This window comes from Curtobacterium luteum (genome assembly GCF_014646995.1).
GTDB classification, from domain to species: Bacteria; Actinomycetota; Actinomycetes; order Actinomycetales; family Microbacteriaceae; genus Curtobacterium; species Curtobacterium luteum.
On record NZ_BMOI01000004.1, the window covers coordinates 176,582 to 196,699 of the forward strand.

At 72.4% G+C, this 20,118-nt stretch carries 21 protein-coding genes; 12 read left to right on the forward strand and 9 right to left on the reverse strand.

The annotated features are described in order from the left end of the window. Window positions 1-63 precede the first annotated feature (63 nt). The gene (locus IEY20_RS06665; RefSeq protein WP_022903258.1) at window positions 64-696 is read left to right on the forward strand and encodes an FMN-dependent NADH-azoreductase; all 633 of its coding nucleotides are present in this window, start codon (window positions 64-66) and stop codon (window positions 694-696) included. 4 nt (window positions 697-700) lie between these two features. Here IEY20_RS06665 and IEY20_RS06670 read toward each other — a convergent pair whose 3' ends face one another. Continuing rightward, window positions 701-1,744: an MBL fold metallo-hydrolase gene (locus tag IEY20_RS06670; protein ID WP_175329609.1), complete on the reverse strand. Its 1,044-nt coding sequence runs from the start codon at window positions 1,742-1,744 to the stop codon at window positions 701-703. 233 nt (window positions 1,745-1,977) lie between these two features. Here IEY20_RS06670 and IEY20_RS06675 point away from each other — a divergent pair, with 233 nt between their 5' ends. Further along, entirely contained in the window at window positions 1,978-3,021 is a 1,044-nt protein-coding gene (locus IEY20_RS06675; RefSeq protein WP_175329608.1) for an ATP-dependent DNA ligase, read from the forward strand. A gap of 27 nt (window positions 3,022-3,048) precedes the next feature. Continuing rightward, window positions 3,049-3,237, forward strand: a complete 189-nt coding sequence (locus tag IEY20_RS06680; RefSeq protein ID WP_188888987.1) for a hypothetical protein — start codon at window positions 3,049-3,051, stop codon at window positions 3,235-3,237. On the opposite strand, the gene ligD is transcribed toward IEY20_RS06680, so the two are convergent. Further along, window positions 3,234-4,262 (reverse strand): non-homologous end-joining DNA ligase, encoded by a 1,029-nt coding sequence (gene ligD, locus IEY20_RS06685; RefSeq protein ID WP_022903255.1) that lies wholly within the window; start codon window positions 4,260-4,262, stop codon window positions 3,234-3,236. The genes IEY20_RS06680 and ligD overlap by 4 nt on opposite strands. A gap of 46 nt (window positions 4,263-4,308) precedes the next feature. Then, entirely contained in the window at window positions 4,309-4,986 is a 678-nt protein-coding gene (locus IEY20_RS06690) for a G5 domain-containing protein (RefSeq protein WP_175329607.1), read from the reverse strand. 121 nt (window positions 4,987-5,107) lie between these two features. Here IEY20_RS06690 and IEY20_RS06695 point away from each other — a divergent pair, with 121 nt between their 5' ends. The 3 genes from IEY20_RS06695 to IEY20_RS06705 all read left to right on the forward strand — a co-directional run bounded on the left by IEY20_RS06695 (window position 5,108) and on the right by IEY20_RS06705 (window position 8,060). Beyond that, window positions 5,108-5,965, forward strand: coding sequence for a DUF429 domain-containing protein (locus tag IEY20_RS06695; protein ID WP_188888989.1), 858 nt, complete (start codon window positions 5,108-5,110; stop codon window positions 5,963-5,965). Beyond that, entirely contained in the window at window positions 5,962-7,164 is a 1,203-nt protein-coding gene (locus IEY20_RS06700; protein WP_175329605.1) for a glycosyltransferase, read from the forward strand. The genes IEY20_RS06695 and IEY20_RS06700 overlap by 4 nt, the downstream gene beginning before the upstream one ends. 164 nt (window positions 7,165-7,328) lie before the next feature. Continuing rightward, window positions 7,329-8,060 carry a uracil-DNA glycosylase gene (locus IEY20_RS06705; RefSeq protein ID WP_175329604.1) on the forward strand — a complete coding sequence of 244 codons (732 nt, stop codon included), beginning with the start codon at window positions 7,329-7,331 and terminating at the stop codon, window positions 8,058-8,060. A gap of 242 nt (window positions 8,061-8,302) precedes the next feature. Here IEY20_RS06705 and IEY20_RS06710 read toward each other — a convergent pair whose 3' ends face one another. Next, window positions 8,303-8,731: a DUF6892 domain-containing protein gene (locus tag IEY20_RS06710; RefSeq protein ID WP_175329603.1), complete on the reverse strand. Its 429-nt coding sequence runs from the start codon at window positions 8,729-8,731 to the stop codon at window positions 8,303-8,305. Between the two features lie 133 nt (window positions 8,732-8,864). On the opposite strand from IEY20_RS06710, the gene IEY20_RS06715 reads away from it, so the two are divergent. Together IEY20_RS06715 and IEY20_RS06720 are read left to right on the forward strand one after the other, a co-directional pair. Continuing rightward, the gene (locus IEY20_RS06715) at window positions 8,865-10,331 is read left to right on the forward strand and encodes an APC family permease (RefSeq protein ID WP_175329602.1); all 1,467 of its coding nucleotides are present in this window, start codon (window positions 8,865-8,867) and stop codon (window positions 10,329-10,331) included. 101 nt (window positions 10,332-10,432) lie between these two features. Further along, a complete protein-coding gene (locus tag IEY20_RS06720; protein ID WP_175329601.1) occupies window positions 10,433-11,050 on the forward strand; it encodes a hypothetical protein in 618 nt (205 codons plus the stop codon). A 30-nt stretch (window positions 11,051-11,080) separates the two neighbouring features. Here IEY20_RS06720 and IEY20_RS06725 read toward each other — a convergent pair whose 3' ends face one another. The 3 genes from IEY20_RS06725 to IEY20_RS06735 form a co-directional block, all read right to left on the reverse strand. After that, the gene (locus IEY20_RS06725; RefSeq protein WP_175329600.1) at window positions 11,081-11,512 is read right to left on the reverse strand and encodes a hypothetical protein; all 432 of its coding nucleotides are present in this window, start codon (window positions 11,510-11,512) and stop codon (window positions 11,081-11,083) included. A gap of 93 nt (window positions 11,513-11,605) precedes the next feature. Then, entirely contained in the window at window positions 11,606-12,040 is a 435-nt protein-coding gene (locus IEY20_RS06730) for a DUF6264 family protein (protein WP_175329599.1), read from the reverse strand. A gap of 5 nt (window positions 12,041-12,045) precedes the next feature. Continuing rightward, the gene (locus IEY20_RS06735) at window positions 12,046-12,432 is read right to left on the reverse strand and encodes a DoxX family protein (protein ID WP_175329598.1); all 387 of its coding nucleotides are present in this window, start codon (window positions 12,430-12,432) and stop codon (window positions 12,046-12,048) included. A 137-nt stretch (window positions 12,433-12,569) separates the two neighbouring features. Between IEY20_RS06735 and IEY20_RS06740 the strand changes: the two genes are divergently transcribed. Then, complete coding sequence (locus IEY20_RS06740) at window positions 12,570-12,902, forward strand: hypothetical protein (RefSeq protein WP_175329597.1); 333 nt, start codon at window positions 12,570-12,572, stop codon at window positions 12,900-12,902. Between the two features lie 199 nt (window positions 12,903-13,101). Here IEY20_RS06740 and IEY20_RS06745 read toward each other — a convergent pair whose 3' ends face one another. Beyond that, window positions 13,102-13,599 (reverse strand): DUF427 domain-containing protein, encoded by a 498-nt coding sequence (locus IEY20_RS06745; RefSeq protein WP_175329596.1) that lies wholly within the window; start codon window positions 13,597-13,599, stop codon window positions 13,102-13,104. A 121-nt stretch (window positions 13,600-13,720) separates the two neighbouring features. Between IEY20_RS06745 and IEY20_RS06750 the strand changes: the two genes are divergently transcribed. After that, on the forward strand, window positions 13,721-15,148 hold the full coding sequence (locus IEY20_RS06750; protein ID WP_175329595.1) for an amino acid permease: 1,428 nt from the start codon (window positions 13,721-13,723) through the stop codon (window positions 15,146-15,148). Window positions 15,149-15,200: 52 nt separating this feature from the next. On the opposite strand, the gene IEY20_RS06755 is transcribed toward IEY20_RS06750, so the two are convergent. Further along, on the reverse strand, window positions 15,201-15,650 hold the full coding sequence (locus tag IEY20_RS06755; RefSeq protein WP_175329594.1) for a BLUF domain-containing protein: 450 nt from the start codon (window positions 15,648-15,650) through the stop codon (window positions 15,201-15,203). Window positions 15,651-15,934: 284 nt separating this feature from the next. Between IEY20_RS06755 and IEY20_RS06760 the strand changes: the two genes are divergently transcribed. Both IEY20_RS06760 and IEY20_RS06765 read left to right on the forward strand, forming a co-directional pair. Beyond that, entirely contained in the window at window positions 15,935-16,684 is a 750-nt protein-coding gene (locus IEY20_RS06760) for a hypothetical protein (protein ID WP_175329593.1), read from the forward strand. Between the two features lie 34 nt (window positions 16,685-16,718). After that, entirely contained in the window at window positions 16,719-20,036 is a 3,318-nt protein-coding gene (locus IEY20_RS06765) for a DEAD/DEAH box helicase (RefSeq protein ID WP_175329592.1), read from the forward strand. The last annotated feature ends 82 nt before the right edge of the window (window positions 20,037-20,118 follow it).

The window sequence follows — 20,118 nt, forward strand, 5'->3', positions numbered from 1 at the left end:
CCCCGCACGGCGCGACGGGGCCGTCGTCGTCACAGCGGGGGCGCCCGTCGGTAGCGTGGGCACATGCCCACGCTCCTGCACATCGATTCCTCCGCCGACCTCGCCCACTCGCGCTCCCGCGCCCTGACTGCGGCGTTCGCCGAAGCCTGGCGTGCCCGCGGCCCGGAGTACACGGTGGTCCGCCGCGACCTGCACGTGGACCAGCTCCCCCACCTCGAGACCTCCGCGCTGCACTGGGCAGCCGCGGACCGCACCGCCGACGAGGTCGTCGCGCCCGAGGCCGAGGCACTGCGCCAGGAGGTCATCGACGAGCTCCTGGCCGCCGACGTCGTGCTCGTCGGGTCGCCGCTCTACAACTACACCGTGCCGTCGACGCTCAAGGCGTGGCTGGACCGGGTGCACATCCCGGGCGTGCTGGTCGGCGACGTCCAGCCGCTCGAGGGCCGGCCGGTCGTCACCGTCGTCAGCCGAGGCGGCACCTACGACGCGGACACCCCGACGGAGGGCTGGGACCACGGCTCGCCCGTGCTCCAGATCATCCTCGGGACCGCGCTCGGCATGAAGCACTACCCCGTCACGGTGAGCGCCACCCTCGCCGACCGTCTGCCCGACCTCGCACCGCTCGCCGACCACGCCGCGGCCGAGTTCGCCGACGCGAAGACGACCCTCGAGCGCCTGGCAGCCACGCTCGCCTGATCCCTCAGGCGGGACGGACCTCGTCCGACCGACCGAGGAGGGCGATGTGGTACGCCGTCTGCGTCAGGGCGCTCGCCAGCAGGAAGCCGGTCATGGACTCGATCCCACCGCTGAACGGCACCCGCGAAGCGACCTCGTACAGGGTGGGGCCGTGCAGGGCGTCGAGGGCCTCGGCGACGTGCCGTGAGCGTTCCTCCCGGTGCCGGACGAGGACCCGCGCCCGTGCGACGACGTCGCGGAACCGGTACTCGTGGCCCGGGCACACCTCGAGGTCCTCGTACCCGTCGAGACGACCGAGTGACGCCAGGTAGTCCCCGAGCGGGTTCGTCCCGGTCCGGCCGCCCAGACCGATCCCCGAGTTGATGCGCGGCAGGACGTGGTCCCCGGTGAAGAGCAGTCCGTCCTGCTCGTCCACGAAGCAGCAGTGCCCGGTCGTGTGCCCGGGCGTCCACAGCGCGCGGATCGTCCGACCGGCGATCGGCACGACGTCGCCGTCCTCGAGCAGCAGGTCCGCGAAGGGCTCGACCACGCGGCCCAGGCCGATGCGACGGCCGCTCCCCCAGGTCTCGACCACGCCGGCACGCAGCTCCTCCGGGAGCCCCCACGTTGCGATGTCGGCGTCGTTCGCACGTGCGTTGCGCCGTTCGTGCCGGAGCGCCTCCACCTCGAGGCGGTGCATGGCCACGCGCGCCCCGCTCGCGCGCCGGACCGCGTCGGCAGCGCCGAGGTGGTCGGCGTGGAGGTGCGTCACGACGACGAGCCCCACGTCCTCCAGCGAGCGACCGATGGCCGCCAGACCCTCGCGGAGGACGGCGAGGTCGTCGTCGGCGGACCATCCGGGATCGATGAGGGTGAGGATCCCGTCCGTGCCCTCGACCACGTAGACGAGCGTGGCGTCCGGGACACCGAAGCGGAACGGGACGGCGAGGGTCCAGACGCCGGGGCGGATCTCCTCGACCGGCGGCAGGACGCCGTCACGGAGCGCCGCGGCCTGCACGGGACTGATCGGTTCCGGTGCCGGCGCTGCCGGCGGGGGCACGGTCGTCACGCGCCCACCCTAGCGACGCGCGCCGCCGCGCCGGGGCCGCACCGGGCCTCCTGGCCGACCGGGCCGACCGCGTCGCGTCCGCGACCGGACCGCCACCCGGATCCGTGCGCTGGCAGTTCCGGTGCACGGAACTCGCGGATCGTGAACCGGAACTGCCACCGACCGAACGGAGGACCACGTCGCGGAACGCGACCCGGTGCCGTGACCCGACCCCGCACGAGTAGACAGGCCGCATGGACACCGCACCCATGCTCGCGAAGGCCGTGCCGACCGTCCCGGAGCCGGACAGCGTCCGCGGCGGGCTCCGGTACGAGCCGAAGTGGGACGGGTTCCGCGGGATCGTGACCGTCGACGGCGACCACGTCGAGATCGGCAGCCGCGGTGCGAAGCCGCTGACGCGGTACTTCCCGGAGCTCGTCGAGACCTTCCGCGCGCAGCTCGGCGGGCGGGAGCACCCGGTCGTCCTGGACGGCGAGGTGGTCCTCCGCACCGGCGAGCCGGGCTCCGAGCGGCTCGACTGGGACGCACTCTCGCAGCGCATCCACCCGGCGGAGTCGCGGATCACGAAGCTCAGCCGCGAGACCCCGGCCCAGTTCATCGCGTTCGATCTGCTCGCGGTCGACGGCGAGGAGTTGCTCGACCGCACGTTCGACGAGCGCCGGGAGCGGCTCGAGGCCCTCGCGACCGACCTCGCCGACCCGCTGTTCGTCACCCGCACGACACTCGACGTCGACACCGCCCGCGAGTGGTTCACCACGTTCGAGGGCGCCGGCCTCGACGGCGTCGTGGCGAAGCCCCGCGCGCGTCCGTACGAGCCCGGCAAGCGGACCATGCTCAAGGTCAAGCACCACCGGACCGCGGACGTCGTCGCGATCGGCTACCGGGTGCACAAGAGCGGGCGCGGGGTCGGCTCGCTGCTCGTGGGGTTGTACGACGCCGACGGCGAGCTGCGGCAGGTCGGTGGTGTGTCCGCCTTCTCCGACGAGCGCCGGGTCGAGTTGGTCGATGAGCTCGACCCGGTGGTCCTCCGGGACGCGGACGGGAGGCCCGTCACCGGTGACGGGGAACGGTCGCGCTTCTCGTCGGGTCGCGACACGTCGTTCGTCCGGCTGACGCCGGCTCGGGTGCTCGAGGTCCGCTACGACCAGATGGAGGGCGACCGGTTCCGGCACACCGTGCAGTTCGAGCGGTGGCGTCCGGACCGCGACCCGGAGTCCTGTCGCTACGACCAGCTCGACGTCCCCGTCGCCTGGGATCTGCGAGCAGTGCTCGAGTAGTGCTTGCCCTGTCCGATTCTCGCTCGTATGCTCGACTTAGTTAGGCTACCTAGTAACCTCGGGGGCAAGGAGGACACCATGGTCATCGACGGCATCAGCGAGACGCACCGCGGCACTTGGTCGCGCTTGACGCGGCTCAACACGGCGAGCGTCAGCCTGCCGATGCGGACGACGCGGGTGGACGACAGCGCGCCGATCGTCGACGAGCGCAGCTAGCGGTCCTCGGCCTTCTTCGCGCGCGACGGCTGCACCCGCGGCGGCTCGCCCGGCATCTTCGGGAAGTCCGGCGGGAACGGCAGCTCCCCCAGGCCGTTGCCGAGGTCCCGGTCCCACCACTCGAGCAACGGACCGACGTCGCCCGGCTCGGCGTGCATCGCCTCCCACGCGTCGCCCCGCGCACGGAGTCGCTCGGGCACCGACCGCACCGTGAACGTCCGCGGGTCGACGGAGCCGAGCTCCTCCCAGGTGATCGGCGTCGAGACGCTGGCGTGCGGGAGCGCCCGGGGGCTGTACGCGCCCGCCATCGTCCGGTCGCGGTTGGCCTGGTTGAAGTCCACGAAGACGCGCTGCCCGCGCTCCTCCTTCCACCACGCGGTCGTCACCTCGTCGGGCATCCGCCGCTCGAGCTCCCGTGCCGCGGCGATCACCGCGTGCCGCACGTCGAGGAACTCGTGCTCGGGACGCACCGGCGCGAAGACGTGCAGGCCGCGGTTGCCGCTCGTCTTGATCCACGCCGTCAGGCCGACCTCGGCGAGGACCTTGCGGAGCTCGTGGGCGACCGGCACGGTGTCGCGGAACTCCGTCCCGGGCTGCGGGTCGAGGTCGATGCGGAGTTGGTCGGGGTGGTCCGGGTCCTCGGCGCGCGAGGCCCACGGGTGGAACACCACCGTGTTCATCTGCGCCGCCCACACCGCGACGGCCGGCTCGTCGACCACGAGCTGCGGGTGCTTCCGGCCGCTCGGGTACGTGACCGTGACGTCACGGACGTAGTCGGGCGCGCCCTTCGGCGGGTTCTTCGAGAAGAAGTCCTCGCCGTCGACCCCGCCGGGGAACCGCTGCAGCGAGATCGGGCGGTCGCCGTTCGCCCGGACGAAGGCGTCCCCGACCGCGACGAGGTACTCCGCGAGGTCGAGCTTCGTGATGCCCGGCTCGGTCCAGAGCACGCGGGACGGGCTGCTGATCCGGACCTCCCGGTCGCCGTCCGGGCCGGGGACCGTCAGCGTCGTCGCCTCGCTCGCCATGCAGCGGACCGTACACGGGCGTGCCTGCCCCTGCTCCGAGCCGGTCTCACATGGTGTTCCAGTGGAGATGGCCGTTCGCGTCCGGCCCGTGGCCGCCACACGTGTACGAGCGTCCGTTCGCGGCTTGCGCGACGACCCCGTTCTCGGCATCAGCGCAGAACGCGCCCGGTGTGATGAGCGCATGCCCCTGCGGCACGCTCGGCTCCTGTGCGGCCGGTGCCGGAGCGACGTACGTCCCGATCGTCGTCACCTCGGCGACGGGAGCGCGGTTCAACTCCTCACGGACCTGTTGCCGTTTCGTCTCCACGCCGTCGACGGTCGTCACGCGGTAGAAGGTCGTCTTCGCACCGTCGACCCCCGCCGTCGTGACGTGGGACTCCCCCTTGGGGACCGTCGAGTCCTCGACCGTCGTGCGTGCGAAGGGCACCGGCGTGCGCTCGGAGACCATCGTGACGACGATCTCTGGCGTGGGCGTGGGAGAAGCAGTCACCGTCTGGCTGGGCGTCGGCACCGCACTGTCCGTCGAGACGCCTGACGGGGTTGGGGCAGCCGAGTGCAGGAGCGGTCGCGCCGCAGCTGTCACCGACGGAACGGACGCAGACGTGCTCGACACGACCACACCGACCAACGCACCAGCCGAACCGACGCCGCCGACCCAGATCGCGGCCGCGACGACCACCACGACCGTGGCCTTCGCCTTGGTCGTCATCGTTCCCCAGCGCATCACAACTCCCTCACCCTTGACCAACGCTCAAGGATGCGCACTCCGCATCCGTCCGGCGTACCCCCCGAACGGGGATCGCCGCGTTGTGCGGACAACAAGCTGACCCGTGCACGCTTGTCGAGTGACGGCGTACCTCGGGGTGGACCTGGCGTGGGGACTCGGCTCGGAGCGGAAGCCCGCGAACGAGACCGGTCTCGTCGCGATGGCGCAGGACGGCACGATCACCGACGCCGACTGGGCCCGCGGGGTCGACGCCGTGACCGAGTGGATCACGGACCACCTCGGACCACGCACCCTCGTCGCCGTCGACGCCTCGCTCGTCGTGACGAACCCCACCGGCATCCGCGAGGCCGAACGGCAGGTCGGACAGCGCTACGGCCGGTGGAAGGTCGCCGCGAACCCGACGAACCTCGCCTCCGCGGCGAGCGCCGGCGCCCGGCTGCTCGACCGGCTGACGGCGCTCGGCGTCGGGTACGTCGACAGCACGGCGACGATGCGGGAGCGGACCGGCCCCGCTGCGTTCGAGTGCTACCCGTACACGACCCTCGTCGGTGTCGAGGAGCTCGGGTACGACGACGAGCGCCCCCTGTACAAGCGGCTCGACACGACGATCCCCGCAGCCGAGGCCCGTGCGCGCCGAGCGGTGGCGTTCGACGCGCTCGTCGAGCGACTCCGCACCACGCCCCTGGACCCGCCGCTCCTGCTCGACTCGCACCCGCTGACGGCCGGGCTCGCCGAGCCCTCCGTGCTGCACGGGCCGACGCACAAGCACCGGGAGGATCTGCTCGACGGCGCGCTGTGCGCCTGGACGGCTGCGTTCTGGGAGCGGCACGGCGACGGACGCGTGCAGGTGCTGGGACGTGATCCGGGCCTCCCGGTCGACCCGGCGGAGCCGCCGGACGAAGCGGGCCGACGGCCCGTCGTCGTGGCGCCCGCACGCGCGTCCCAGCGGCGCCCCGTCGGTAGGCTGGACGCGTGACGACCACCACCGATCCCCTGCGCATCGGGCTGGTGTCGCTGCACACCTCCCCCGGCGACGAACCCGGTTCCGGCGAAGTCGGCGGGATGAACGTCGTCGTCCGTCACCAGGCCGAGGCGCTGGCCGACCGTGGCCACCACGTCGAGATCGTCACGCGGCGCTCGTCCCCGACGCAGCCCGACTCGGTGTCGCTGGTGCCGGGGGTGTGCCTGCGCTTCCTGTCCGCCGGACCCGCCGAGCCGGTGCCGAAGGGCGAGCACGACGCGTTCATCGAGCCGTTCCGCGAGGGGCTCACCCGTCTCGGTCCCTACGACGTCCTGCACTCGCACCACTGGTTCTCGGGTGTCGCGGCGCTCCCGGTGGCCCGCGACCGGGGCATCCCGCACGTGCAGTCGTTCCACTCGATCGCGGCTGCGGCCGACACACCGCTGTCCGAGGGCGAGCGTCCGGAGTCCGCCGGGCGCCCGGCCGGCGAGCAACTGCTCGCACGGGAGTCCGACGCGGTCGTCGTGGTGTCCTCGGCCGAGGCGGAGACCGTGCGCGACCGCCTCGGCGGCGACGGCGCGCGGGTCTGGATCGTCCCGCCGGGCGTCGACGGCTCGGTGTTCCGCCCGGCCGCGGCCAGCGCCCGACGCGCCGACGTCCCATACGTGGTCGCCGCAGCGCGGGTCCAGCCGTTGAAGGGCCTCGACCTGGCGATCGAGGCGATCGCGGGCATCGACCGGGAGGCCCGCCCCACCCTCGTCATCGCGGGCGATGCCTCGAGCGAGGCGGGCGACTACGTGGCGGAGCTGCGTCGGCTCGCGGCCGCGCACGGCATCGCCGACCGCGTGACCTTCGTCGGTCCGCAGTCGCGAGCCGACCTGGCATTCCTGTTCCGTGGCGCGGCAGCCGTGCTGGTCCCGTCGCACTCGGAGACGTACGGCCTCGTCGCGCTGGAGGGCTCAGCATCCGGGGTGCCCGTCGTGGCCGCGGCTGCCGGGGGTCTCCGCGAGGCCGTGGTCGACGGCGAGACCGGGGTCGTGCTCGAGTCCCGCGACCCCGGGGTGTGGGCAGCGGAGATCGCGCACATCCTGACGGACGCCGAGTACGCGGCCGGGCTGGCTGCGGCGGGCCGGGAGCACGCGGAGCGGTTGAGCTGGGAGCGTTCGGCGGCGGGGCTCGAGCAGGTGTACCGCCGGGTCCTCGGGCGGGAGTAGGCGGTGGGGGCCGAGGTGCGCGTGCCGCGGGCCGGCGGCGTGGGCGCGCCGGGCGCTCGGTGCGAGGTTCTGCACTGCGTGCGAGGCCTCAGGCATCGCACCGTGCGCAGAACCTCGCACCGTGCCGCCCACCTCGTGCACCCCTCGCACCGTGCGAGGCGCCCGTGAGCGGCGGCGACCCGTTCGACCGGTTCTGGGCGGCGCTCGACGCGGTGCCGGTGGCGTCCGACGCCGAGGCCCTCTACGACGAGACAACCGCGGCGGGGCGGCTCCGTCGCGCGAACCTCGCCACGTACCTCGACTCGGTCGGACGATCGGCGTCGATGCTCCTCGTCGCCGAGGCTCCGGGCTGGCGCGGCATGACGAACACGGGCGTCCCGTTCACGAGCGTGCGGGAGCTCGGGCCGGAGTACCTCGTGCCGCCGGAGCCGACCGCGCCGTGGGAGGCGTCGTCGCGGGTCGTCCGGGCGGTGCTCGCGGAGTGGAGTGGGCCGCTGCCGCTGGCGTGGGCGGTGTTCCCACACCACCCGTTCGCCGCGCCGGACCGGCTGACGAACCGGACGCCGCGGCCCGCCGAGGTCCGGGCGGGGGCTCCGGTCGCGCTCGCGTTGCTCGAAGACCTGCGCACGCTGCGAGCGGGCGCAGACACAGGTGCGGGCGCAGACACAGGTGCGGTCGCGGCGGTGGCGGGACCGGACGCGGACGGCGGCCCGGGTGCGGGCGCGTCGGCCGGCCCGGGTGACGAGGGTGGCGTGCGTGTCGTCGCCGTCGGGCGGAAGGCGCAGGGCGCGTTGGCGCTGGCGGGGATCGACGCTGTGGCCGTCCGGCACCCGGCGCAGGGCGGCGCGGCGCAGTTCACGGCCGAGATGCGGGCGCTCCGGGACGCCTCGGGCTGACGCGCGGCCACTGGTCGAGCCGCGCCGCGTCCCCGCACGCCAGTGGTCGAGCCGCGGCCGCACGTGCGTGTGAGCTATCCGCGTCGCACGTGCAGTGGTGCGAGATGTCAGCGCACAACCAAAGCGCGCCCGCACCGCGCGATCGCACGGCGCACATCGACTTCGGTTGTGCGAACGCCGGACCGGACAGGAAGTTGCCGGCCGAGCGACCGGCGCCGTTGCCGGCCGAGCGACCGGCGGCGTCAGGCCGAGCGGACCTCGACGCCCTTCTCGGCGAGCCGCTCGGCCACGTGCGCGGGCAGCGGTGCCGCGGCGTACACGACCTCGAGGGCCGGCAGGTCGAGCAGGTCGTCCCAGTTCTGGACGTCGTAGCGGTCGTCGGACCCGTCCCAGCCCGGGTGCACGTCCTGCAGCACCTCGAGGTCGGAGTCCACGGTCAGCTCGGTCACGAGCGCCAGGTGCGACGGCAGCAGGTCGAGGTCGTCGTAGTACTCGCGCGCCCGGTCGTCCTGGCCGTCGACGTCGAGGTCCTCCTCGGTCTCCCCCGCGTCGTCGCCGTCGTACGGTTCGAGCACGTCGAGGTCGTAGCAGAGCACGTCGAGCACGAGCAGCTTCGCGTTGAAGTCGGCGAACTCGACGGGCTCTTCGGTGGTGTTCGTGTCGTCGTCCATGGCTCGGAGCGTAGTGACGGGAGGCCGAGCGTTCCCGCGGCCGGGACCCTCAGGCGGGGCACGGGCCTGTCGCGGTCAGCGCGGAGAATCCTGTGCGACTGGACAGAATCTCGTCAGCGGGAGAGGGTGGGGCATGGCAACCACCACGAAGGACCGCCCCGCCGCGGAGCAGACGGAGCTCCGCCGCGTCATCGGTCCGAAACTGCTGCTGCTGTTCATCGTCGGCGACATCCTCGGTACCGGGGTCTACGCGCTCACCGGTCAGGTCGCCGCAGAGGTCGGCGGAGCAGCGTGGCTCCCGTTCCTCATCGCGTTCGCGGTGGCGCTCCTGACCGCGTTCTCGTACCTCGAACTCGTGACGAAGTACCCGCAGACCGCCGGGGCTGCCCTCTACGTCCACAAGGCGTTCGGCGTCCACTTCCTCACGTTCATCGTCACCTTCATCGTGATGTGCTCCGGGATCACGTCCGCGTCGACGGCCTCGCGTGCGTTCGCGGCGAACCTCGGCGCGGGGTTCGGCCTCGAACTACCGAACGCCGTCGTGATGCTCATCGGCATGGGCTTCATGCTCCTGGTGATGGCGGTGAACTTCCGCGGCGTCAGCGAGAGCGTGAAGACGAACGTGGTGCTGACCCTCGTGGAGCTCTCCGGCCTCGTGATGGTCATCCTCATCGGCTTCTGGGCGATCGCCGGCGGCAACGCGGACTTCTCGCGCGTGGTGATGTTCGACACCCCGGAGGACAAGACCCTGCTGCTGTCGATCTCGACCGCGACGTCGCTGGCGTTCTTCGCGATGGTCGGCTTCGAGGACTCGGTGAACATGGCCGAGGAGACCAAGGACCCCTCGCGGATCTTCCCGAAGGTGATGCTGACCGGCCTCGGCATCACCGCGGTGATCTACGTGCTCGTGTCGATCTGCGCCGTGGCGGTCGTGCCGATCGGTGAGCTCGCCGGCAACGAGACCCCGCTCGTGACCGTCGTGCAGACCGCGGCACCGGGCTTCCCGATCGCCGCGCTCCTGCCGTTCATCTCCATGTTCGCCGTCGCCAACACCGCCCTGATCAACATGATGATGGCGTCGCGTCTGCTCTACGGCATGAGCAAGCAGGGCGTGCTGCCCGGGTTCTTGTCCCATGTCTCGCCTGCCCGCCGCACCCCGTCGACCGCGATCGTGTTCACGACGCTCATCTCCCTCGCGCTCATCGGGTGGGTGTCCCTCAACCCGGACTCCCCGATCGTCGTGGTCCTGGGCGGGACGACCTCGCTGCTGCTCCTCTCGGTGTTCGCGGTCGTGAACCTGTCGGTGCTCGTGCTCCGCCGGGACAAGGTCGACCACCGGCACTTCCGCGCCGGGGTCGTCATCCCCGTGATCGGCGTCGTCACCTGCGTCTGGCTGGTGCTCCCGTGGTCGTCCGACCGCGACCCGCAGCAGTACGAGATCGCCGGCGGACTCCTCGCGCTCGGCATCGTGCTGTGGCTCGTGACCTGGTTCACGCACGGCCGGAAGCAGACCGAGAAGGCGCCGACGGGGCTGGTGACCGAGCCCACCGCCGTGCAGCCCTCCACCGCCGATCGCGAGCACGACCGCCAGGAAGGCTGACCGGCCGACCCACGACACCCCCGATCGGGCGGGGGCGGTTCTCCAGGAGGTGCACGTACCCTCGTCATGCTCCGAACCGCCCCGCCCGAGAGGACCCCGTCATGCGCCGCGTCGGCATCACCCTCGCGTCCGTGTTCGGTGTGGGCGTCGTGGCGGCGGTGATCGGCGTCGTCGTGCTCGTCGTGGTCGCAGTCAACTCGCTGTCCGGTGCCGTTCGTCCGCTGGCGGCCCCCACCCCGACCTGTCCCGCTGCCGCCACGAAGACCATCGGCGGCATGGCGGTGCCGGCGGGCCCGGTCGCCGGGTTCTGCCAGGACCGCCTGGTGAACGCCGCGTACGTCATCCAGGCGGCCGAGGCGCTCGGCATCGGCCCGCACACCCAGGCGGTCGGGGTGATGACCGCGATCGGCGAGTCGAGCCTGGTGAACCTCGACCACGGTGACGCCGCCGGCCCGGACAGCCGAGGGCTCTTCCAGCAGCGGGACAACGGCGCGTGGGGCACCTACGCACAGCGGATGGACCCGTACACGGCCGCGTCGATGTTCTACGCGAAGCTCGTGAAGGTCCCCGGCTGGAAGACGATGACTCCCACGCAGATGGCCCACGCGGTGCAGATCAACTCGGATCCCGACCACTACGCGAAGTTCTGGCCCGAGGCGAAGGCGGTCGTCGAGGGCCTGACCGGCGAGACGGTGCCGGACACCGCTCCGCAGAGCTGACCCCGCGGCGGCCGACCCGAGTGACCTCGGTCACGCGACGAGCGAGCCGGGCTCGTCCAGCTCGAGCATCTCCACCCCACGGTCGTGCACGATGACCTGGCCGCGCAGCCGGACGTGCCGCTCCCCGAACGAGCACGCGACGGCGTCGACCCATTCCCAGTCGACGGCGTGCGCCTGGTCGTTCCCCGGCCGTTCCCAGACCACCAGGACGTCGTCGGCCTCGACCTGCTCGGTGACGTCGGCGATGAGCGTGGCGAAGTCCTCCACGTGCTCGTCGGGTTGGTAGGGCAGTTCGGACACGGGGAGCAGGAGCGGGATGGGGACGCCCCGCTCGGCGAGGAAGACGACCCAGCACTGTCGGGTCAGCGGTCGGCCGATGAGCTCGCGGACGAGGGCGAGGACGTCGGCGTCGGTCCGGACGGGTGCATCGGTGAGGCGGGCGATCATGTCGGTGTCTGGCATGACCCCAGCGTCGCGGCCGGCACCGGCCCGCCGCAGGGCCCCGACGCGATCTGTGGACGACGCCGCCCGCGACCGCCCCGGTGCAGGAACGGGTCAGATGCCCCGGGTCACCGCCGCGTCGACGAGCAAGCGGCACGCGAAGAACACCACGACGACCGCGGTGATGCCCACGACCGGGATCGCCCACGCCATCCGTCGTCGGACGAGCCGGACCAGCGACCACACGATCGCCCCGACCACCACGAGCGCGACGAGCACCGGCCCGACGTAGACCACCGCTCCACCGAGGACCGCGTTGCAGCTGTTGCCCGGCGCACTGCACGAGCTGAAGTTGAGCGACAGGAACACGATTGCCCACGCGGCCACGATCGCCACGAGGGTCAGGGCGACCAGGAGCACGACCGTGGCGACCACGTCCGCGACGCGACGGCCGCCTGTCAGGGGGTGGCGTGCCTCCCGGCCGGTCCGCGCGCCGACGACGACAGCGACGTCCGGACCGGGGTCCGGTGTCCGCGCTGCCGTGCCCACGCCGCTCACGCTCCGGACCGGGGCCCGCGGGTCGACCAGAGGGCGGCGGCGATCAGGAGGGGCTGACCGAAGAGCCGGCCGATGCGCTTCGCGTCGGTGTCGAGGCCGAACGCCGACCGGCGGTTCAGCCACTGCGCGACGTTGCCGGGGAACACCGCGACGAAGAACCACGCCGCGATCGTGCCGACGCGGCGACGGCCGGAGCCCCGCGCGAAGAGCAGCGCCGACCCGAGGCCGACCTCGGCCACGCCCGACCCGAGCACGACCGCGTCCGTGTCGAGCGGCAGCGACTCCGGCACCTGCGCACGGAAGTCCTGACGGGCGAACGTCAGGTGCGAGACGCCGGCGAGCACGAGGAACAGTCCCAGCAGGACCCTGAGGAAGGAGCGCATGACTCCATCGTGCTCGTCCCGCGCGCGGCACGCCCGACGACCGGCGGGAGTCGGACACATCCGCAGAGCGCGGCGTCGGTCCGGGTCGACGTGCAACGGCCCGGGCGGGTCGGGCGGTCGATCGGTACGGTCAGGACATGGCAGCCGTCGCCCGGGACCACGAGCCGCCGGCCGCCCCTGCCACGATGGCGGTGCTGCTCGCGCCGGTGTCGTTCTACCTCGGCCTGTTCCTGCCCGCCGAAGCGACCGGGCGGCACCTCCTCCTCGGGACGGTGTTCGGCGCCGTCGGGGTCCTCTGCGGCTGGCGGGCGATCCGGATCGCCGGACGCCGTCGCGCCGTGCGCGTGTGGTCGTGGATCGGGGGCGTGATCTGCGGGCTCGGGCTCGTGATGCTCTACTGGCAGGTGCTCGTGCTCGTCACCGGCGGGGCGTTCCCGCCGCCGTTCTGGTCGCCGTACGCCAACCGCTGACGCGCGCGCCGCGGCGCGCGCGGGGTGCGGCGCGAGTCTCGCGGTGGCGGACACGTCTCGCGCTCCGGGAGGCGAGAACTGTCCGCCTGGCCGAGTCTCGGGCTGCGGCCGGTGGAGCGGCCGTCGGCGCCCAGCGCACCCACCCGCCGGCCGGGAGGCACGGGGCGGGCTGGCACCGCGCCTCCCGGCCGGTGGTGGGTCACCACCCGAACGTGCCGGCCCCGCCCTTGAACGGACCGACGACGTCCGCGGTGATCCACCCGCCGTAGAAGTCGCCCTCCTGGGCGTGCACGACCTCGCCGCCGACCTCGCACGAGTCCATCATCGACGGGTAGATCGCGACGCGGTCCCGCAACGACTCGTAGCCCGGCTCCGGCGTCGGGTAGTTCCACGCGGCACGCGGTGCCACGCTGTCGCCGCCCCGCACGTCGAAGTAGCGCGCCCGGCCCTTGAACTCGCACATGCTCGACCCGTCGGCCGGCACGAGGGCACCGTCGGCGAGGTCGGCGACCGGCAGGTAGTAGACCGGCGGGTGGGACGTCTCGAGCACCCGCACCGCGTCCGTCGTGTCGGCGACGACGACTCCGCCGAGCCGGACGACGACCCGGTCGCGGACGGGTTCCACCGCCGGCGGCCGTGGGTAGTCCCACACCGATTCCTGGCCGGGTCCGGGTTCGATCCGCTGAGGTCTGCGCATGCACCCGTTCTACCGCCGGCGGTCCGGAGCCCGCCGTGAGGTGGTGCCGAGCCCACCGTGAGGTGGTGCCGAGCCCACCGTGAGGCGGTCCGGAGCCGGCCGTGAGGTGCAGAGTGGGCGGATGACATCGACGTCACCACGCGCCACCCTGTTCCGCCGGAAGCCCATCGAGACGATCGAGGACGAGGCCGGCGGCGAGGGCGGCCTCAAGCGGCACCTCGGTCTCTGGCAGCTCACCGCGATCGGCATCGGCGGGATCATCGGCGCGGGCATCTTCACCCTCGCCGGCACCGTCGCGCACGGGGTCGCGGGGCCGGCCGTCCTCCTCTCGTTCCTCGTCGCCGGGGTCGCCAGCGCCGCAGCCGCGCTGTCCTACGCCGAGTTCGCGGGGATGATCCCGAAGGCCGGGAGCGCGTACACCTACGGGTACGCGGTGCTCGGCGAGATCGTCGGGTGGTTCATCGGGTGGGACCTGCTGCTCGAGTACACCGCGATCGTGGCCGTCGTCGCGATCGGCATCTCCGGCTACGTCGGGTTCCTCGTCGGGCAGTTCGGCGTCGACCTGCCGGCCTGGATGCTCGGCGCACCCGGCACGGGCGACGGGCACGTCATCGACGTGTTCGCGATCATCCTCTGCCTGCTGACCGCGTTCGTCCTCACCCGCGGCATCCGGAGCGCCGCCCGGTTCGAGCTCGTCGCGGTCGGCATCAAGGTCGGCCTCGTCGTGCTCATCGTCGTGCTCGGGGTGTTCCACATCAACAGCGCCAACTACCAGCCGTACTTCCCGTTCGGGTTCGGCGGCGTGATGACCGGTGCGGCGACGGTGTTCTTCGCCGTGTTCGGCTACGACGCCATGTCCACCGCGGCCGAGGAGTCGGTCGACGCCCGGAAGCACATGCCGAAGGCGATCCTGCTGTCCCTCGGCATCGCCATGGTGCTCTACGTCCTGGCGACCCTCGTGCTCACCGGCATGCAGAAGTACACCGACATCGACCCCGAGTCGGGCTTCTCGTCGGCGTTCGCGGCCGTCGGGCTCGGCGGGGTCGCGAACGTCATCGCGATCGGGGCGATCGTCGGCATCATCACCGTGCTGCTCACCTTCATGCTCGGCGCCTCGCGCGTGTGGTTCTCGATGAGCCGCGACGGCCTCATGCCGAAGTGGTTCGCGCACACCGATCCGAAGCGGCACGTCCCGACCCGGGTCACGTGGATCATCGGCGTCGCGGCGGCGGTCCTGGCGGGCCTGCTGCCGATCGACATCGTCGCGGAGCTCACGAACATCGGCATCCTGCTCGCGTTCGTCGTGGTCTGCTCGGCGGTGATCGTGCTCCGCTACCGGCAGCCGGACCTGCCCCGGACGTTCCGGCTCCCGTTCATGCCGGTGATCCCGGCGATCGGGGTGATCGCGTCGCTGTGGCTCGTGACGTTCCTGCAGTGGGAGACGTGGGTGCGGTTCGCGGTGTGGTTCGCGATCGGGCTCGGGGTGTACCTGGGGTACTCGCGGAAGCACAGCAAGCTCGCCGCGGATGCGGGGGCGGACCGGAGCTGAGCCGGTGCCGAGCGCTGCGTCGGGCAGGGCGTGGTGCTCGGCGCCCGGCGCGTCAGCCTGCCCGCCGGTGCTTGCCCTTCGCCGCCTCCGGGTCGGCCATCGGGTGTGACCGGAACCACCGCAGGACTTCCCGCGACCGGCTGGTGTCGGCGCTCCGGTCGCCCGCCGGCAGGAAGTCGCTGAAGCCCTCCGGCGGCTCGGTGCCCTGGTCGCCCCGGTCGTACGCCATCGACCACTCGGGGAACCGTCGCGTGTGGATCGATTCCTCGGCGAGCAGCACCACGCTGTCGTGCCGGTCGTCCGCGAGGATCCGCTGGTACGTCGCCATGACCTGGTCGTACGGCCCCTCGAGCAGCTGCATGAAACGCCCACCCCGTGCCACGAGGAGGCCGGTCAGCCCGTCCTCGGTGTTCCGCTCCCGCGCGTGGGCGAGGACGGCGTCGAGTTCGGCGTCGTCGAACGGGGTCGTGGCCGAGCTCATGTACACGAGGGACTGCAGCATGCCCTCGATCCTGCTCGCATCCACGGCAGGCCGCTCGCCCCAGAACGGGCCGGGGTCCCCCGCACCGCGGCGTGGCGCGCGGGTCGCCCGGCCGCGCGGCCGCACGGCCGCACGGCCGCACGGCCGCACGGTGCGAGGCCGCAACCACACCGTGCGAGGTTTCGCACTCGGTGCGACCGTCCAGACCTCGCACCGTGCGCACAACCTCGCACCGTGCACGGCAGAGCGCGCGACGCCCACTCTGGGGCTGCCGGGCGACACCGCGCCGACACGAGGATGAACGTGTGCGTCCCCGTCTCCTCACCGCAGTGCTCGCGCTGACCCTCGCGACCTCGTCCGCCACGGTGCTCGGACCTGCTCCGGCCCGCGCCGCCGACCCGGCCCAGGCGACCGTCACCGCACAGGCGTCCAGCACCGCCCCGGCAACCACGACCGCGACCACGACCACGACCACGACCACGACGATGCCGGCCTCGGTCCGGAAGCAGTACGACGACCACTACGGCACGTTCCCCACCTTCTTCCGGTCGGGCACCGGATCGACGAGCATCCCGCTGCCCCCGGGCAAGCGCAGCGGGATCCTCACCGTCACCGCGGACCGCGCGGGCAAGGACTTCGAGATCCAGGAGATCTCCTCCACCGGCGTGCACCTCGACAGCCCCGTGTGGGCCACCGGCCCGTACTCGGGCCACGTCGCGTACGGGACCGACTCTTGGCGCGCCCCGTCGGTCCTGAAGGTGATCGCGACCGGTCACTGGAGCCTCACGTTCCGGCCCGTCGCCGAGGCGCTCCCGCTCACGTCGTCGGGACACGGCGACGAGGTGATGCTCTACTGGGGCGCCGCGACCAGCCGGAGGTTCGTGTCGAAGGGCGGCGACATGGCGTGCCTCGTGCGCGAGACGCCGATAGCGCTCGACTACGAGACGATCGTCGCGTCCTCGGGCGGTCACGCCGAGTGCAACGCGACCGCGCACCTCCGGAAGGGCCCGTCGGTCATCCAGGTCAACAGCGGTGGGGACTGGACGCTCCGATGAATCGGGCGTCGGTGGGTGCTGGCACGATTGGTGCGTGCCAGCCGCCCCGATGATCGACGCCGTCGACGTCATCCGCTTCGTCGGACCGCAGGCCTTCGGGCGCGCGCGCGACGTCGTGCGCGCCGGCCTCGTCGACGACGCCGTCTGGCACGACGCCGACGGCACGGTCACCGCGAGCGTCTCGGGCTCCGCGGACGAGCCCTACGTCGTCGGCATCGAGACCACCCCTGCACGGGGCGAGTTCGTCCGCCCCGTGCGGAGCACCTGCTCCTGCCCGCTCGGCGGCGACTGCAAGCACGTCGCCGCCGCGCTCCTGACCGTCAACGCCCGCGCCCTCGCAGCGGCCGCCGGTCCGAAGGCCGAAGCTCCGGCTCCGCCGGCCCCGGACTGGAGGCACGAGGTCGCCCGCCTCGCCGGTGACACCGACCAGACGCCGGCGCCGCAGGGCACCGCGATGGGCCTGCAGTTCGAGTTGCGTGACGCGGTGACGGCGCGCTTCGCCGCGCGTGCCCGCGCGAGCGGTCGAGCGCTGCCCGCCGCGTCGCGCACCGTTCGGCTCGGGGTGCGCCCGGTCACCCGGAGCGACGCGGGCAACTGGGTGCGCGGCCAGCTGACCTGGAGCGCTCTCCCCTACTCGCAGAACCGCCTCGGTCTCACTCCCGAGCAGCACGCGTGGTTCCTGCAGCTCGCCGCACTCCACCGCGCCGGTGCTCTCGCCGGCCTCCCCGGTGAGAGCGACTGGATACACCTCGACGACTTCCAGAGCCCGCTGCTCTGGCCCCTGCTCCGCCAGGCCGCGGGACTCGGGATCGCGTTCGTCACCGGCAAGCAGGCCAGCGGCGTGACCCTCGGCTCGGATGCCCGCGTCCTGCTCGACACCGCACGCTCCGAGGGTGGCCTGGTGATCGGCGCGAGCGCGGTCATCGACGGCCGGCCGGTCGCCACCGGAGCCGCGCGGACGATCGGCGACCACGGCGTCTACGCCTTCCGCGAGAGCCCGTCGTTCGCGGTCACGCTCGCCCCGACCCCGGAACCGGTGCCCGAGGACCAGCGCCGCATGCTCGTCGACGGTGCGCGCATCACGGTGCCGGAGTCCGAGGTCGACGAGTTCCTCGCCGACTGGTCGCCCCGGCTCCGGGGTGCGCGTGGGCCCGTCAGCTCGGACGGCTCGGTCGAGCTCCCCGAGCGCGGCACCCCCGAGCTCGTGCTCACGGCCACCTTCGAACCGGCACGGGCACCCCGGACCGACGACCGCGTGCACCTCCAGTGGCGCTGGCACGTCGACGGCCGGAAGGACCCGGTCGCGCTGCACGGGCCCCTCCCCGACCTCACCGAGGTCCGCGCGGCCGACGACGCCCCCGTCGGTCCCGGCGGTGGCCTCGACTGGTTCGTCGACGGGGTGATCGACGACGCCGACGTCGCGGTGTTCGCGAACGAACTGCTGCCGCAGCTGACCGCGCGCGGCATCCGTACCGTCGTGCAGGGCGAACGGCTCGACTACGAACGGCTCAGCGGTCGGCCCAACATCCGCGTCACGACGATGCCGTCGGAGAAGCACGACTGGTTCGACCTCGGGATCATCGTGAGCGTGAACGGCAAGGAGATCCCGTTCACCCCGCTCCTCCGAGCGCTGGCGGGGCGGGCGCGACGGCTCAAGCTCATCGACAACTCGTACCTCTCGCTCGCCGACCCCGCGTTCGACCGCCTCAAGGAGCTCATCGACGAGGCCCGTGACCTCGGCGAGTGGGAGCCCGACCAGCCGATGACGGTCACGCCGCTGCAAGCGGGGCTCTGGTCGGAGTTCGACCAGCTGGCCGACGAGACCGCGCACGACGAGCGCTGGCAGGCGATCGCCGGGGGCCTCCTCGGCGCGACCCCGCCCGGGGAAACCCCCGTGCCGGACACGGTCCGAGCCGAGCTGCGGCCGTACCAGCACGCCGGGTACGCCTGGCTGACGTTCCTCCGCCAGCACGGGATCGGCGGGGTCCTGGCCGACGACATGGGCCTCGGCAAGACCCTGCAGGTGCTCGCGATGATCGCGGCTGCCCGAGCGGACGCGCCGTCCGGCGCACCGTTCCTCGTCGTCGCGCCGACCTCCGTCGTCGGCAACTGGGCGGACGAGGCAGCGCGGTTCGTCCCGTCGCTGCGGGTCACCACCGTCACCGCGACCTCGCTCAAGGACCCGACGCTCGTGGCCCGTGCTGCCGGCGGGTCGGACGTCGTCGTGACATCGTACGCCCTGCTCCGGCTCGACGCGACCGCATGGGCACAGCAGGAGTGGGCGGCGCTCGTCCTCGACGAAGCGCAGTTCGTGAAGAACCCGCAGTCGCAGATCCACCGGGTCGTGACCGACCTGCGTGTCCCGGTGAAGTTCGCGCTCACCGGCACCCCGCTCGAGAACGGCCTCACCGACCTCTGGGCGCTCTTCCACGTCGTGGCGCCGGGGCTGCTGTCCTCATGGACGCGGTTCGGCGACGACTACGTGAAGCCCCTCGCCTCGCCCGACCTCCGGGGCGACGCCCGACGGCAGCTCACCGAACGGCTCCGGCGACGCATCCGCCCGCTCATGCTCCGGCGGACGAAGGAGAGCGTCGCGGCCGACCTGCCGCCCAAGCAGGAGCAAGTCGTCCGTGTGACGCTCGACCCGGCACACCGCGAGCTCTACGAGCGGACGCTCAACCGCGAGCGGCTCAAGGTCCTCGACCTCATCGACGACCTCCCCCGCAACCGCATGATCGTGTTCCGCTCCCTGACGCTCCTCCGGATGCTCGCGCTCTCCCCCGCCCTCGTGCCCACCGCGGCGCCGTCGGGCGATGTCGACGACCCGGCCGAGGTCTCCGACATCCCGTCCGCGAAGCTCGACCTGCTGCTCGACGAACTCGACCAGCTCGCTGCCGAGGGCAGACGAGCGCTCGTCTTCAGCCAGTTCACCTCCTTCCTGCGCATCGTGTCGGACGCGCTCGACGCCCGTGGCATCGGGTACGAGTACCTCGACGGCGCGACACGACGACGCCCCGAGGTCATCGATCGCTTCCGGAAGGGCACCGCGCCCGCGTTCCTCATCTCGCTCAAGGCCGGCGGGTTCGGGCTCACGCTCACCGAGGCGGACACCGTGTTCGTGCTGGACCCGTGGTGGAACCCGGCGGCCGAGAACCAGGCGGTCGACCGGACGCACCGGATCGGGCAGACGCGGTCGGTGAACGTCAACCGACTCATCGCCGAGGACACGATCGAGGAGAAGGTCCTCGCACTCGCCGCGAAGAAGGCCGAGCTCTTCGCCACGATGATCGACGACGACGCGCTCTTCGCCGACGACCTGACCGCCGACGACATCCGTTCCCTGCTCGCCTGACACCGACCAGCACGCCGTCCCTCGCACGACAGCACCACCCGCACCACCCGCACCACCCGCACCACGCCAGGAGTCCCTTCCC

Excerpts from the sequence above, each read along its gene's own strand:
- IEY20_RS06665 (WP_022903258.1), top strand. The coding sequence starts at position 64 with ATGCCCACGCTCCTGCACATCGATTCCTCCGCCGACCTCGCCCACTCG.
- IEY20_RS06675 (WP_175329608.1), top strand. The coding sequence starts at position 1,978 with ATGGACACCGCACCCATGCTCGCGAAGGCCGTGCCGACCGTCCCGGAG.
- IEY20_RS06680 (WP_188888987.1), top strand. The coding sequence starts at position 3,049 with ATGCTCGACTTAGTTAGGCTACCTAGTAACCTCGGGGGCAAGGAGGAC.
- ligD (WP_022903255.1), bottom strand. The coding sequence starts at position 4,262 with ATGGCGAGCGAGGCGACGACGCTGACGGTCCCCGGCCCGGACGGCGAC.
- IEY20_RS06690 (WP_175329607.1), bottom strand. The coding sequence starts at position 4,986 with ATGCGCTGGGGAACGATGACGACCAAGGCGAAGGCCACGGTCGTGGTG.
- IEY20_RS06710 (WP_175329603.1), bottom strand. The coding sequence starts at position 8,731 with ATGGACGACGACACGAACACCACCGAAGAGCCCGTCGAGTTCGCCGAC.
- IEY20_RS06715 (WP_175329602.1), top strand. The coding sequence starts at position 8,865 with ATGGCAACCACCACGAAGGACCGCCCCGCCGCGGAGCAGACGGAGCTC.
- IEY20_RS06720 (WP_175329601.1), top strand. The coding sequence starts at position 10,433 with ATGCGCCGCGTCGGCATCACCCTCGCGTCCGTGTTCGGTGTGGGCGTC.
- IEY20_RS06725 (WP_175329600.1), bottom strand. The coding sequence starts at position 11,512 with ATGCCAGACACCGACATGATCGCCCGCCTCACCGATGCACCCGTCCGG.
- IEY20_RS06735 (WP_175329598.1), bottom strand. The coding sequence starts at position 12,432 with ATGCGCTCCTTCCTCAGGGTCCTGCTGGGACTGTTCCTCGTGCTCGCC.
- IEY20_RS06740 (WP_175329597.1), top strand. The coding sequence starts at position 12,570 with ATGGCAGCCGTCGCCCGGGACCACGAGCCGCCGGCCGCCCCTGCCACG.
- IEY20_RS06745 (WP_175329596.1), bottom strand. The coding sequence starts at position 13,599 with ATGCGCAGACCTCAGCGGATCGAACCCGGACCCGGCCAGGAATCGGTG.
- IEY20_RS06750 (WP_175329595.1), top strand. The coding sequence starts at position 13,721 with ATGACATCGACGTCACCACGCGCCACCCTGTTCCGCCGGAAGCCCATC.
- IEY20_RS06755 (WP_175329594.1), bottom strand. The coding sequence starts at position 15,650 with ATGCTGCAGTCCCTCGTGTACATGAGCTCGGCCACGACCCCGTTCGAC.